Origin of the sequence: Algoriphagus ornithinivorans (assembly GCF_900115305.1) — a bacterium.
GTDB classification, from domain to species: Bacteria; Bacteroidota; Bacteroidia; order Cytophagales; family Cyclobacteriaceae; genus Algoriphagus; species Algoriphagus ornithinivorans.
On sequence record NZ_FOVW01000005.1, the window covers coordinates 91,946 to 106,469 of the forward strand.

At 40.4% G+C, this 14,524-nt stretch carries 13 protein-coding genes; 4 read left to right on the plus strand and 9 right to left on the minus strand.

Features of this window, described 5'->3' with window-relative positions:
- Positions 1–52 precede the first annotated feature (52 nt).
- From BM073_RS08635 to BM073_RS08650, 4 genes are all read right to left on the minus strand, one after another.
- Positions 53–1,762, minus strand: a complete 1,710-nt coding sequence (locus BM073_RS08635) for a GMC oxidoreductase (protein WP_091653294.1) — start codon at positions 1,760–1,762, stop codon at positions 53–55.
- Positions 1,755–2,315 carry a gluconate 2-dehydrogenase subunit 3 family protein gene (locus BM073_RS08640; RefSeq protein ID WP_091653295.1) on the minus strand — a complete coding sequence of 187 codons (561 nt, stop codon included), beginning with the start codon at positions 2,313–2,315 and terminating at the stop codon, positions 1,755–1,757. The genes BM073_RS08635 and BM073_RS08640 overlap by 8 nt, the downstream gene beginning before the upstream one ends.
- A 96-nt stretch (positions 2,316–2,411) precedes the next feature.
- Positions 2,412–4,442 carry an alpha-L-fucosidase gene (locus BM073_RS08645; RefSeq protein WP_091653297.1) on the minus strand — a complete coding sequence of 677 codons (2,031 nt, stop codon included), beginning with the start codon at positions 4,440–4,442 and terminating at the stop codon, positions 2,412–2,414.
- A gap of 180 nt (positions 4,443–4,622) precedes the next feature.
- Positions 4,623–5,249, minus strand: a complete 627-nt coding sequence (locus tag BM073_RS08650; RefSeq protein ID WP_245756391.1) for an REP-associated tyrosine transposase — start codon at positions 5,247–5,249, stop codon at positions 4,623–4,625.
- Between the two features lie 90 nt (positions 5,250–5,339).
- Here BM073_RS08650 and BM073_RS08655 point away from each other — a divergent pair, with 90 nt between their 5' ends.
- Complete coding sequence (locus tag BM073_RS08655) at positions 5,340–7,577, plus strand: TonB-dependent receptor family protein (RefSeq protein ID WP_091653299.1); 2,238 nt, start codon at positions 5,340–5,342, stop codon at positions 7,575–7,577.
- Here the strand turns inward: BM073_RS08655 and BM073_RS08660 are convergent.
- Positions 7,574–7,903, minus strand: coding sequence for a Rieske (2Fe-2S) protein (locus tag BM073_RS08660; RefSeq protein WP_091653301.1), 330 nt, complete (start codon positions 7,901–7,903; stop codon positions 7,574–7,576). The genes BM073_RS08655 and BM073_RS08660 overlap by 4 nt on opposite strands.
- Positions 7,904–8,074: 171 nt before the next feature.
- Here BM073_RS08660 and BM073_RS08665 point away from each other — a divergent pair, with 171 nt between their 5' ends.
- Positions 8,075–8,821, plus strand: a complete 747-nt coding sequence (locus tag BM073_RS08665; RefSeq protein WP_091653738.1) for a hypothetical protein — start codon at positions 8,075–8,077, stop codon at positions 8,819–8,821.
- A gap of 138 nt (positions 8,822–8,959) precedes the next feature.
- Positions 8,960–9,337, plus strand: a complete 378-nt coding sequence (locus BM073_RS08670; RefSeq protein WP_091653303.1) for a GxxExxY protein — start codon at positions 8,960–8,962, stop codon at positions 9,335–9,337.
- Between the two features lie 382 nt (positions 9,338–9,719).
- On the opposite strand, the gene BM073_RS08675 is transcribed toward BM073_RS08670, so the two are convergent.
- The 3 genes from BM073_RS08675 to BM073_RS08685 are packed head-to-tail and all read right to left on the minus strand — an operon-like array spanning position 9,720 to position 12,569.
- The gene (locus tag BM073_RS08675; protein ID WP_091653305.1) at positions 9,720–10,862 is read right to left on the minus strand and encodes a cysteine desulfurase family protein; all 1,143 of its coding nucleotides are present in this window, start codon (positions 10,860–10,862) and stop codon (positions 9,720–9,722) included.
- Between the two features lie 24 nt (positions 10,863–10,886).
- Entirely contained in the window at positions 10,887–12,281 is a 1,395-nt protein-coding gene (gene glmM / locus BM073_RS08680) for a phosphoglucosamine mutase (RefSeq protein WP_091653306.1), read from the minus strand.
- Between the two features lie 57 nt (positions 12,282–12,338).
- On the minus strand, positions 12,339–12,569 hold the full coding sequence (locus BM073_RS08685; RefSeq protein ID WP_091653308.1) for a hypothetical protein: 231 nt from the start codon (positions 12,567–12,569) through the stop codon (positions 12,339–12,341).
- A 72-nt stretch (positions 12,570–12,641) separates the two neighbouring features.
- Here BM073_RS08685 and mazG point away from each other — a divergent pair, with 72 nt between their 5' ends.
- Positions 12,642–13,445, plus strand: coding sequence for a nucleoside triphosphate pyrophosphohydrolase (gene mazG, locus BM073_RS08690; RefSeq protein WP_091653310.1), 804 nt, complete (start codon positions 12,642–12,644; stop codon positions 13,443–13,445).
- Positions 13,446–14,042: 597 nt separating this feature from the next.
- Here the strand turns inward: mazG and BM073_RS08695 are convergent.
- Positions 14,043–14,420 (minus strand): GxxExxY protein, encoded by a 378-nt coding sequence (locus BM073_RS08695; protein WP_091653311.1) that lies wholly within the window; start codon positions 14,418–14,420, stop codon positions 14,043–14,045.
- Positions 14,421–14,524: the final 104 nt, after the last annotated feature.

A 14,524-nucleotide genomic window follows, 5' to 3' on the forward strand; every position in this document is an offset into this window, starting at 1 on the left:
TCCCAAGCCTCTTGACTTGGGATTTTTAGATTTCTCACTTCAGCCTTCTGACTTATTTCTTACTTTCTGCCACTGCGTGATGCGCCGCTCTCGCCGCAAAGGCCATATAAGTCAGAGATGGATTCTGTGTGGATGTTGAAGTCATAGAGGCTCCATCGGTTACATAGACATTGGGAACTGCATGCAGCTGATGATTGGCATTGAGAAGGGAGGTTTTAGGGTCTTTGCCCATTCTAACCCCACCCATTTCATGGATGTCCAAGCCCGGAGCCCTATGGTCATCCCGAGTGCGGATATTAGTTACCCCTGCTTTTTCAAACATCTCAGTCATCTGCTCCAGGTAATCCTTAACCATTTTCTCATCATTGTCATCATAATCTACCGATATCTTCAACTGAGGCATGCCCCACTCATCCTTTAAGTTCGGGTCCAAAGCCACGTAGTTGCTTTCTTTAGGAATGGTCTCACCCATCATGTGTGATCCTACATACCATGGGCCATATTGGTCTGGATTGAGAAGACTGTTTTTCAAATCCATTCCAAGTCCTTCCGTATTGGGGCGTACTCCACGTCCTGAAGAAAAACCCGCTGCATATCCCCGCAAAAAGTCCGTTTCTTGCTTATAAACATTCCTAAACCGTGGGAAATAACCACTAGTAGGTCTTCCTCCCGAGGTAGTATACTCCTCCAAGCCTTCGAATTCCCCAGACACTCCTGCTCTATAGTTGTGGAAAGCGACATATTTGCCCAAGAGTCCATTGTCATTGCCCAAACCATTTGGGAATCGGCTGGAAGTGGAATTCATCAGGATCAAATTGGAATTCAGTGCTGCGGCATTCAAGAAAATCACATCAGCATAAAACTCTTCCATTTCTTTGGTCAGTCGATCAATAATTCGAACCCCGCTTGCCTTTCCTTTTTCTTCATCATAAATGATAGAATGAACCACTGCGTCAGGTCTCAGTGTCAAATTTCCTGTTTTCAAAGCCCAAGGAATCGTGGATGAATTGGAGCTGAAATAGCCTCCAAATGGGCAGCCTCGTTGACAGAGATTCCTGTTTTGACACAGAGCTCTTCCCTGTTGGGCAAAAAAATCTGCATTTCCATGAATATGCGCACAACGGGCTGAAATCATATGCCTATCGCCTCCATAATTCTTTTTGAGTTGCTCTTGAAAGTATTTCTCCATCACATTCAACTCATAGCCAGGCAAAAACTCCCCGTCCGGCAACACATCCAAGCCATCTTTATTTCCAGAGACTCCGGCAAACTTTTCCACATGGCTATACCATGGTGCAATATCCTTGTAGCGAATTGGCCAGTCCACAGCGAATCCATCTCTTGCCGGACCTTCAAAATCAAAATCTGACCAACGCTGCACTTGCCTAGCCCAAAGCAATGATTTCCCTCCGACCTGATAGCCACGAATCCAATCAAAAGGCTTTTCCTGTACATAAGGGTGCTCCGTGTCCTTCACGAAAAAATGCATGGCGTCTTCCCGGAAAGCATAACATCTGCTGACTACGGGATTTTCTTTTTTGATATCCTCAGGAACCTGCCCTCTATGCTCAAATTCATATGGAAGCATGTTGGTAGTGGGGTAATCCTTGATATGCTCCACATTTCTACCACGCTCCAGCATCAAAGTCTTTACGCCCAAATCACATAGTTCCTTGGCAGCCCAGCCTCCACTGATACCCGATCCAATTACAATGGCTTGATAGGTTCTTTCTTGCTTGCTTTTTATATTCAGATTAGCCATTAATTCTTGGTTTTTGAAGATCAGAAATTAGCACGGCTCCGTTATACTCTCCAGGAATCAGAGAATAAGGGATGATTTCTGTTTGAATGTATTCGGATGCCATGTACCCTTGTATGGTCAGGCGCTTGGTTGTATTGAGAAAATACTGAATATCCTGTTTCACTTTTCCTTCCTCGGTGTCGTCGCCCTCTAGCATCAAGCCTTCTTTGACCTTGGCTTCTTTTTCTTTGGGAGAAAGTTGATCAAAACCCTTTCCTGCAAATTCAGGAAACGCTCTTAATCCTTTCATAAATCTGGACTGAGACTCTTCCTCCATACAATCATTGACCATGACTAAAATGAAATCCGGAACAGCCAATTCAAGCGCTCCTTTGATTTCACCTGCCGGAATTATGGTATTGGAAATGGCACCTAGAAGTTCTTTCTCAGAACTCTTCACTTTTAATTTTTGATAGGCGGCCAAGATATCGTCACTACTGAAATCACAGGATGGGATCAAAGCCAGCCCGCCTGAAATCAGTGCAATATGCCGCAAAGCATGACGTCTATTCATAGGTTTAAATTTTGGGTTTTATGCAAATCGAAGCAGAAAGTAGGGAATTTTCATCCAATATCCCAGATAAGATTAGGTTCTGGAATTCCTTTTTGATCAGCGGGTTAAAATGCCCAACTCTGCAAGAGTCGCAGTCTTACCATCTGCCGTTTTCAAGGCTTTAAGTTGAATATACCTGGCGTTCACTGGATTGAATCTTTTGAGCTGTTCAACCGGACTATTGACGACATTGGAAAATTCTCCCGAGCTGACTTCTTTCCAATTTTTCCCATCGGCACTGATTGAAAAAGAAAAGTTGGTGATATGTCCGCTGGGATATCTGGCCTGCATTGGCAAATAACTGAAGCCTTTAATTGCTTTCACCTCTCCCAAATCTACGCTGAATACATTTTGATCCAAGGTCACAAATGTTGAAGCATTTTCATCAATTCCCTCTAATTGCTCCGCCTGCCACAAAGCTTTCGAGGGCCCTAGATTTTCTGTCAACACCTCGCTTGATTCTTCTGTTGCCGGATCATAAGATCGAACTTTTAGAGTACTTGCATTTTCTACCAGAAAAGGTTGGTTATAGATAGTATTCGGTTCCGAGCCATCTACAGAATACAATATCTCGAGTCCTTGATCTGGTGAAATCAGGGTGACCATTCCTGACTTTTCCCTTTGGATTTTGGGAGCTTCCAGCAATTTAGGGGCGTGGTAAATCTTAACTTCGGATATCACCGGGATATCTTTTCCATCAGTAAATCGCACTCGGATTTTCTCAGCTGTTTGATCTTCAAAACGAAGTATGCGCTTATAGCCCACTGTAGTTCCATCTGCTATAATTTCCCAAACTCCATTCACTTCCTTTTCCAAAACAAAAGATTTTACGCGCTGTCCCAAGGGCGTAAATTCCTGAATCAGGAGACGATTGAAGGTAGTTGCATCACTAAACTCCAACTCTAAGGTCGCCTGAATCTGCCCGTCCGGAACAGTCCAATAGGTGCTGTAATCTCCATCAGCAGCCAAACTAGCTTCGAAGCCATCCCCTCTCTCTGCACTTCCAGTGACGCTTGCCCCCAATGCCAAGTTTCGTTTAAAATCTTCCCTGATTTTTTCAGCAAATCGTAAAATTGCCTCCTCGTCATTTTCGTGTATTAAACCCCTTCTATCTACCGGAAAATTGATTAATAGGGAGGAATTCCGGCCAATACTTTTGTAATAAATCTCCATCAGTTCCGGCAAGGTTTTGACCTTATGATCCTCATAGGCATGATAGTACCAACCCGGACGAATGCTGACATCTGATTCTGCAGGAACCCAGTGCGTTCCATTTTCTTGTCCAGCTGCCCATTTTTCGGAATATTCCGGCATCCCTGCATATACCGAATCACGGTAGAGATTTGACCAAGTAGTTTCGTAAGCAAAGCCATGCTCATTTCCAACCCATCGAATATCAGGACCGGCATCACTAAAAAGCACCGCATTGGGTTGTAGTTTTCTAACCAATTCATGAGTATTATCCCAGTCATAATAGGTCAATTTATCTACCTTCCGGGTTTCATTGGCGCCTCCATACCAACCATCCCCACCATTAGCACCATCAAACCAAACCTCAAAAATATCCCCATAATTGCTCAATAATTCGGTGAGTTGATTGCGCATATAGGTGATGTACTCGGGTTTTCCATAATCTGGGTGATTTCTATCCCAAGGGGAATAATAAATCCCTACTTCCAAACCATATTCCCGGCAGGCATCCACAAATTCCTGAATCAAATCTCCTTTCCCTTCTCGCCAAGGGCTATTTTTTACTGAATGCTCTGTGTAAGCGGATGGCCAAAGGCAAAATCCATCGTGATGTTTAGCCGTAATAATAAGGCCCTTCATCCCTGCCTTTTTTGCTATTCTTGCCCATTGTCGGGCGTCTAAGTCTGTAGGATTAAACTGCTCAGGAGACTCATCCCCAAATCCCCATTCCCTGTCCGAAAAAGTATTCATATTAAAATGAATAAATCCATAATACCCCATTTCTTGCCAGACGATTTGCCGTTCATGGGGGATAGGATAGACTGGTTTGGGAGGAGTTACTTTTTGCTGGCAAAAGCTAAAAATCAGCAAGAAAGCAATAGGAAGTAGATTTCTCATAAAGGCTATTTAATATGGAATACTACATATTTTTTAAAGAAAAGGAAAGGAACTAGAGTATTCCCTAAATTTTGAAAATTTCAGCCTTTGGAATTAAAAATCCTACGATAGGACTTCACCATGTTCCTCGGAATTTGCAATTCCGAGGCAGTTTTGTAGGATTTGTAATCCGCTTTTTTTCTATCCAAACACCTCTAATTCTAGCTTACCTTTTCTAATACCATAAAAATCAGCGGCACTACTCCAAAGGTATTCCTCCTCTTTTTCTACAAACCCAGCTCTTACAGGGTTTAAATGGATATAATTTGATTTTTGAGCAAAAAATTCTCTAGAATAAATTTCCTCTCCATGATATCCTTCCTCCCAAAACCAAATTCTATTCTCTATACTAAGCATTTTGCTGAGCCATTCCCGCCTGCTTTCAAGGGGATTTTCTTTGATTAGAGAAAAAAGACTTTTGGCAGTAAACTTTTTAAAATCCCTTATGATATCACTTAGATTTTCTTCTTTGGCTCTTAAAATAAGGTGGCAATGATTTGTCATCAAAACCCAGCTAAAAACTTCTAATCCTTTATGAATTTGACAATACCTTAAACTCTCTGTGATTTTTTCTCTATAGATATCACGGGTAAAAACATCAACCCATTGATGCACAGTAAAAGTTACAAAATGAACTGCACCCTGATCCAGAATTTGATATGAAAAAGCCATGACAAAAATTAAATCTTTCGGATTGAAAATCCTACGATAGGACTTCGGAATTGCAAATTCCGAAGAACCGAAAAAGCCGAAGATTTTTGAGAGCATTGAAAAACAAAATCTGATTACTTGGCTTATTCTCAGTGGAGTTTATACAAAACCCTGAACCAATCTGTCTTAATACTTGTATTTTCGAATATGAAAATTCTTTTCACCCTACTTATCGCTCTTAGCGCCAGTTTCTCAATAGCCCAAACTCAATTTACTGTTCAGGATGCAGATACTCAGAAACCCTTAGAAAACGTACTCATTAGAGTAAACGATAAGAGCTTTTTTTCTGATAAAGACGGAAAAGTCGATATTCCCGGCTCTGAACCAATTACTGCTCTGTTTTTTTTAGAAGGCTATGAAACTATTCAGGGGAATTTTCAGCCTGGATCTTATACCCTGCGTCTCAAATCCCTTTCCTATTCTTTATCGGATTTTACTGTTACGGCTTTTGAAACAGAAAGACCTCTTTTGAAACAGTCAGCAGCAATCAGTTTGATAGGGGAACAGGACTTTAGCCGATTTAATGAGACCTCCATTGTCAATTCCTTTAATACCAAACCGGGAATCCGAATTGAAGAACGTGCGCCTGCTTCATACAGGGTGTCGATTCGGGGAAGTTCTCTCAGAGCTCCTTTTGGTGTTCGGAATGTTAAAATTTACTGGAATGAAGTTCCTTTCACGGCACCTGATGGAACTACTGCTTTGAATTTGTTAGACCTCAGTAATATCCGAACTGCAGAAGTGATCAAAGGTCCTTCTGGTAGTATTTACGGTGCGGGAAACGGTGGCGTAATCAACCTTAAAAGTGCAGCTGATCCCAAAGGAGGATTGGTTTCAGCAGAATATGGCGGAGGATCTTTTGGATTAAATAGAAGCAGGATTGCGATTTCCCAACAAGTGGGAAAGGGAGGCTTTGAAGCTTCCTTGGTGAAGCAAAAACTAGATGGGTATAGAGAGCACTCTGCTATGGACCGAACCGTCTTTCAGCTGGGAGGATTTATGCCTGTTTCCCAAAAGCAGGAGCTAAGAACTCAATTATTGGTTTCTGATTTGGATTATCAAATCCCCGGGGCATTAAATGCACAGCAACTAGCCGAGGACCCTAGACAAGCAAGACCTGGGTCTGTCAACCAAAATAGCTCTATTGCTCAGAAGTCAGTATTTGCCTCATTGGGACATTTATATAGATTTTCTGAAAAGGCCCAGAATAATACTACACTTTATCTCACTACTAACGATTTTGAAAATCCTTTTATTCTGGATTATAAAAAGGAATTAGGCTTCGGATACGGAGGTAGAACGAGATTTACCTTTGACTGGAACTTGGCTGGAAAGCCATTCAGAATAATAGCTGGTGGAGAATATCAAACAGCTTTGACAGATGCCCAGAATTTTGGAAACAGAAATGGCCTAGCTGATACAGTGCGCTTTGCAGACAAACTGAAAGCCACCCAAGGCTTTCTGTTCCAGCAAGCCGAGTGGGAGCCTACAGAAAAAATCTTGCTGACTCTTGGTCTTAGCCAAAATTTTTCCTCTTTTGAAATAGACAGACAAATCAATGCTTCTGGCGGACCAACGGGCCTACAAACCCGGACTTTTGATCCTATTTTGATTCCCAGATTAGCAGCTAACTATTCCATCAATCCCTATTCCTCAATTTTTGGTAGTATCAGTAGTGGATTTTCTCCTCCAACTATAGACGAGGTAAGGACTAATGAAGGCAGCTTGAATTTAGATTTGGAGGCTGAAAGAGGAGTCAATTATGAGTTGGGTTACAGATTGGGGAAAAGTCGCCTGAATGTAGATGTGACAGCCTTTTATTTCAACCTGAATGAAACTATCACCACATTCACAAATGCACAGGGAGTAGTTCTCTTCAGAAATTCCGGCTCGACTGACCAAAAAGGAATTGAAGCTGCTATCGATTATGTATTTATTCAGCAAGCAGTGGGCTTTTTTAGAAACTTTAAAGCAGGAACAGCCTTCACAGGACATTATTTTCAATTCAAAGATTATGAGCAAAGAGGAAATGACTTTTCAGGAAATGACCTGACTGGAGTTGCACCAAATAACCTGGTTAGTAAATTGGATTTTCGGTTTGCAGGAGGTTTTTACTTGAATTTTACCCATCAGTTTACTGACGAAATTCCACTCAATGACGCTAATACCGTTTACCAAGATGCCTACAACTTGGTCAATACAAGGTTGGGAATTATTCAAAATTTGGGAAAAAGAACCGTGATTGAATTGTATGCCGGGGTAGATAATCTTTTGAATGAAAGTTACTCTTTGGGAAATGACCTCAATCCATTTGGGGGAAGATTCTACCAGCCCGCTCCCACAAGAAATTATTACGGTGGACTTAAAGCCTCTTTCCGTTATTAGGAGTCTGGAACTGTAATTTTCAAGCCATCTTCAGTCAATATTGCAGGGAACACTTCCAAATCTCGGCAGTATCCTGCTTTTACCTGCCCAGTTTTCAAATCGAATCTGTACTGGTGTAAGGGGCAGATAATCTCACCCTGACCATTAATATTCGCCTGAAGCAGGGAGGCTCCTCTATGAGGACAAGAGTTTTCAAATGCATAAAACTCCATTCCTACGCGCATAACACCAAGAATTTTTTCTCCCAAAGCAACCCTTTTAATGACTCGCTCCGGAAAAAGTGAAATCACCTGATCTTGAGAGTTCCCAACTGTAAATTCCTTCATAGAAAATGTTTATGCATAAAACGACTCCATTTTACCAATCAAAAAGTAAAGATTGGTTTTTATTGAATTGTTTTGGAATTTCAGTGAAAGAACTAATCAAATTTAGAAGCACAACGTATGTTTTTAAGTTTGAATACAGCTCTAAACAGTTTGGCTAAAATTATAAACCCTATGAAAAAGTTTCTCCTATTACCTCTGCTTATGCTTTTCGGAACGGGCTATGCTCAATCAATTGAAGGAGCTTGGAAAATGACCCATCAAAATGGTCAGCCTGTTGAAGATGTGGAATACATTAAAATTTATCAGGACGATTACTTCGCCTTTGGTGCAAAAAAGATTTCAGATAATCATTTCATTGGAGCAGGAGGAGGTCCTTTCGAATTGAATGGAGGTAGTTATATAGAAGTTTTGGATTTCTTTACGCTAGATCCATTTCAAGTGGGAACAGTCAATAAGTATAAACTGGACTGGGTAGACGGTAAAATTGTGATCAGTTCAGAAATCAACGGCAATATGCTGGTTGAAATCTGGGAAAGAGTGTCTGATGCAGAAGATGATCTCACCGGAAACTGGGTAATTACAGGAAGAAAAAGAGGAGAAGAAATCTCCAGAAATACTCCTGGAGCGAGAAGAACCATCAAAATACTCTCTGGCGGCAGATTTCAGTGGGTCGCATTTAATTCAGAAACAAAGGAATTCTCTGGTTCTGGAGGCGGTACATATACAGCCAAAGACGGGAAATACATTGAAAATATTACGTTTTTTTCAAGAGATGACTCCAGAGTTGGAGCAAGCTTAAGTTTCGATTATGAAGTGATCGACGGAGAGTGGCATCACAGCGGACTTAGCTCCACCGGCAATCCAATCTATGAAATTTGGACTCCCTATGCGATCGGATATCCGGGACCGAAGATGTAAAGCCTGAAATATTAATTCTGAAAGCTGAAAATCTATCAACATGAAATAAATACCTTTTTTTCAGGTTAAACAGCTTTGGGTTCTATTCCAAGGCAAGCCAAAAGGAATTAGTTTTTTAATTAGCTAATTTTTAATCTTATGCATGAAAATGAGATAACTTTTATCGTCAGGGGTGCGATTTTTAAGGTTTACAATACTCTGGGACCGGGTCTACTTGAATCCAGCTATGAGGCTGCTTTGGGATATGAGTTGGTGAAGTCTGGATTAAACGTGGAGCATCAAGTGGGGCTTCCGATGGTATATGAAGAACTCAAGCTGGAAGTTGGATACCGTATTGATTTACTAGTCGAAAAAAAAGTAATTGTAGAAATAAAATCCCTGGAAAACCTTCATGAGGTTCACCATAAACAAATCCTTACTTACTTGAGACTCTCAGGTATAAAAGTGGGCTTATTGGTTAATTTCAATACACTTCAAATCGATAAAGAGATTCACAGAAAAGTAAATAATTTTTAATTCTTTTTTTCCCGCAGATTCACACAGAAAAATTCGCAGATTAACGCTGATTTAAAGAAGAATTAAGGATCATTCGAAGCCTTTGGATCTGCGAAAACAATCAGCGTAGATCTGCGGGAAATAAAACTTTAATCTAATTTATCCTTTGATACCCTCCTTCCATTTCCAATTAACCCGATATCAAAAATCTAAAGAGTGTAAAAAGTTTTCAATTTCATCTCTCCCGCAGATTCACACAGAAAAATTCGCAGATTAACGCTGATTTAAAATAGAATTAAGGGTTATTCGAAGCCTTTGGATCTGCGAAAATCTGCGAAAACAATCAGCGTAGATCTGCGGGAAATGTAAAGCATAAAAAAGGAGCCTTTCAGCTCCTTTTCTTTTATACTTCCACAGCGTATAGCTCTTTTAGCTTCCCGATTGTATAATCAACCTCTTCTATCGTATTAAATCTGCTGAAAGAAAATCTCACAGAATCTCTTTCCGGATTATGATTCAAAGCTCTTAGCACGTGGGATCCAACAGTTGCTCCAGAACTGCAAGCAGAACCTCCCGAAGCAGAGATTCCTTCCAGATCCAAATTGAACAACAACATCCCCGCATTTGCCTCTGAAGGAGGAAGACTTACATTCAAAACTGTATACAAGGAATTTTCCAAATCAGCAGACATTCCATTGAATTCTACTCCCGGAATTTCTGCGTTTAGTTTTTCTATAAAATGCTTCTTCAGCGCTTTGATATGAGCCTCGTGCCCTGCCATATCCTCATAAGCAATTTCAAGCGCCTTTGCGATCCCAATGATTCCAATGACATTTTCAGTTCCCCCTCTCATGTTCCGCTCCTGAGCTCCTCCATGAATAAAAGGATGAATTTTCTTATCCTTTCTTACATATAAAAATCCAGAGCCTTTAGGTCCATGAAATTTATGCCCGCCAGCTACTAAGGCATCGATTGGCAGACTCTTCAAATCATGTACATAATGACCCATAGTCTGTACAGTATCAGAATGGAAAAAGGCACCGTACTCTCTCGCCAAAGAGCCAATTTTATTCAAATCATTCAAATTACCAATTTCATTATTGGCATGCATCAATGAAATTAGACTATTTGGATTGGCTTTGAGCAAGGCTTCCAACTGATCCAAATCAACCTCACCTCGCTCATTGACATCCAATTTGCTGAGTTGAATATGTCCTTTTTGCTCACAAACTTCCAAAGTATGAAGTACCGCATGATGCTCTACAGGAGAGGTGATCGCATGCTTGATCCCATGAGTTTCGATGCCACAAACCAAAGCCGTATTGTCCGCCTCGGTACCCCCTGAAGTAAAGAATATTTCTGCTGGTGAAGTATTTAGCAATTCCGCTACCTTCTTTCTTGATTTCTCAATTGCGGAACGAACTTCCCTTCCATGGCTATGAACCGAGGAGGGGTTTCCGTAATGGTTTTTCATAAAAGGAAGCATGGCTTCGATCACACGATCGTCCATTGCTGTGGTGGCGGCATTGTCGAAATAAACCTTCATCTCTTCAGGGTTGGGTGGGTATTATCAAATCAAAGAAGCACTTACTACCTCTTTAATATCTTGCATAATTTTCTTGGCTAAATGCTCAGCAGTAGCCTCAGAGTCCGATTCAGAGTAGATTCTAATGATAGGCTCCGTATTGGATTTTCTCAAGTGAACCCATTCTTTATCAAACTCGATTTTTACTCCATCTATATCATTGATCGGCTGCTTTTTGTACTTATCCTTAATCTCCACTAGGATTCTATCCACATCGATCTCAGGAGTCAGCTCAATCTTATTTTTCGAAATATAATAATTCGGGTAAGATGCTCTTAATCTGGAAATTGTTTTTCCGAAATTGGCCAAGTGAGTTAGGAACAAACCTATACCTACTAAAGCATCTCTTCCATAGTGAGAGGTTGGATAAATAATTCCTCCATTTCCCTCTCCACCAATGACTGCTTCAGACTCTTTCATCTGATTTACCACATTGACTTCTCCTACGGCAGCAGCAGTATAACTTCCTCCTCTTTTTTCAGTCACATCTCGCAACGCACGGGTAGAAGAAAGATTAGAAACGGTATTCCCAGGGGTTTTGGAAAGCACGTAATCAGCTATTGCCACTAAGGTATATTCTTCTCCAAATGGCGATCCATCCTCATTGATGAAAGCAAGTCTGTCCACATCTGGATCAACTACAATTCCCAAATCAAAACTTCCCTTTTCCAATTTTTGAGAAATATCCCGAAGGTTTTCCGGCAAAGGTTCTGGATTATGTGGGAAATGGCCGTCTGGATTACAAAACATTTCTTCTATTGTCTCAACTCCCAGTGCTCTAAGCAACTTAGGCACAGCTATACCTCCAGTGGAATTAACTGCATCCACCACAATTTTGAAATTTCTGGCTTTAATTGCCTCCACATCCACTAATTCCAAGTCCAAAACATGCTGGATATGTCGATCGATGTAATCGTCGATTTGGGTGTAAGCTCCTAACTTCTTGACTTCAGCAAATGAAAAATCCTCATTTTCTGCTTTTTCAAGGATATCTTTCCCTTCTGCATCTGAGATAAATTCTCCTTTTGAATTCAACAGTTTAAGAGCATTCCATTGAATTGGATTATGACTTGCTGTCAGGATAATACCTCCACCTGCTTTTTCCAAAGGAACAGCAAACTCTACTGTGGGAGTTGTGCTCAAGCCCAGATCTATGACATGGATTCCCAATCCTTGTAAGGTTGCAGATACCAATCTGGAAATCATATCTCCAGAAAGTCTTGCATCTCGGCCAATTACTACCTTGGCATTTCCGGTTTTTTCCAAAACCCAAGCACCATAGGCTGAAGTAAACTTGACCACATCAATGGGAGTAAGACCCTCTCCTGCTTTTCCTCCGATAGTACCTCTGATACCAGAGATTGATTTAATTAATGACACGTACAGAAATTGGTTTAGTACAACTTAAAAAAGCCCTGCGTTGGCAGGGGCAATAATTTATTTGAATTTAGCGAGAACTTTATCCACTTCATTGTCAGGATTACCGCAGCTGCTGTTGGCGTCTACGGTTTTTCCGCAATAAGAACAGGTTTCTCCATCCTTGTTCAGATAGGGGTTTTGAGAGGCACAAGTGCCTTTAAATTCTCCGTTTTTCAGGAAAATGAGCCTTACAGACATCAAAACGAAGAATAATGCCACGAAGCCCAGTGTTATTAATACAGTTGTCATAACGGATAAATTTGCGCAAATTTAAAGCTTTACTTCGAAAACGACCACAAATCAAACTTAGTTTCCCAAATCATGTCGAATTTGAGTACTCGGGCTGAGCAACTTGCAGCCTTCGACCGACTATTAACCATCATGGATGAGCTTAGAGCTCAGTGTCCATGGGATAAAAAACAGACTACAGAAAGCCTGAGGCATTTGACTATTGAGGAGACTTTCGAGCTTTCTGATGCGATATTAGAAGGTAATTCTGAAGAAATCAAAAAAGAATTAGGTGACTTACTGTTACATATTGTTTTTTATGCCAAGATCGGCTCTGAGGAAGGGAACTTCGATATCTCTTCTTTGACTCATTCTCTTTGCGAAAAATTGATTAGGAGACACCCTCACATCTATGGGGATACCCAAGCAAATGATGCAGATACAGTCAGTCAAAACTGGGAAAAAATCAAGCTTCAGGAAAAAGGAAATAAATCTGTCCTAGGGGGAGTTCCCAAATCATTACCTGCACTGATCAAAGCTATGAGGATCCAGGAAAAAGCAAGAGGCGTTGGATTTGACTGGGAGGAAAAACATCAGGTTTGGGAAAAGGTAGAAGAGGAAATGCAGGAATTTAAGGAAGAATTCAATGCAGCGGCTGAAGAAGAAATAGACAAGGAAAAAGCGACAGGAGAGTTTGGAGATCTGCTGTTTTCATTAATCAATTATGCACGCTTCATTGACATCAATCCTGAAGAGGCCTTGGAACGCACCAATCTGAAATTTATCAAGCGCTTTCAGTATTTGGAAAATGCGGCTAAAGAATCTGGTAAAAACCTTTCTGAAATGACCTTGGCAGAAATGGATGTGTATTGGAATGAAGCTAAGGGGAAAGGGTAAGTTAGAAAGCTAAAATCAGAAAGCTGAAAAGGGCAAGGTTTGATCTCTCGTAAAAGAAAAATAAAAAGTTTGGTCGTCACTGCGAGCGCAGCAGTCTTATAATCTCTCGCCAAGACGCAGCGGCGCGGCGATCTGATCTCCCGCAAAGAAGAGAAGTGGAAAAGTGTTTTTAAAAACTATGTTTCCTCTTTGGTGTGAAAATTTTCTAGAACCAGAGTAGTTAAGAGTTATTGGTTATTGAGTTATTTTCCAACCAAGCTTTCTCCCAAAACTATCTGTGCTATTGTGAACCCTATGTGGTTAAAAAAATAGCTCGCTGAGGCGCGGCGATGCAAAATTCATACCTCTCAAAATAAAATATGATGGTCCTTATAATTTTAGAAAGGCTAATCGCAGGTAGAAATTAATTAAGAATTAAACCTGACTTGTCTCTGCGATTTTTTCTGCGCTCTCTGTGTCTTTGCGGTAAAAAGAATTACTTAGCAAAAAAAGCCCATATATCCCACGTAACAAATAAGTTAAAAGTCTCAATTTGTTTCTCCTAAGTGGTATTTTTTAAAATTTTCACCGCAGAGGCGCAAAAGACGCAGAGAAAAATTATAATTGATTGACAACCCGCTTAATTCCATCAGTTAATCTAGAAACATTAAAATTTAAAAGTAAACCTAATTTTAAATTTGAAAGCCTTAGATAAGTCAATATTTGGGCAAGGTGGATAGGATTGAAATCTTCAATAGATTTTATTTCAACTACCACCCTTTCTTCAACGAGAAGATCGATTCTATATCCTGCATCAAGTTTTTTCTCCTTGTATACAACAGGCAATAACACCTGCTGTCTAAAATATAAGCCCTGAAATTCCAATTCGTATGCCAGGCAAGCTTCATAACTGCTTTCTAAAAGTCCAGGTCCCAGTTGTTTGTGGACATTGATTGCAGCGCCAATTATTTTGGAGGAAATTTCATTCTCAGTCATATTCTAAAAAATTTTAATCAATAAACTATAATTAAATTATAAAGTCAACTAAACTCAAATAATTTAGCGGTCTTCTTTGCATTTTAAATGAAAAACGATCAAAT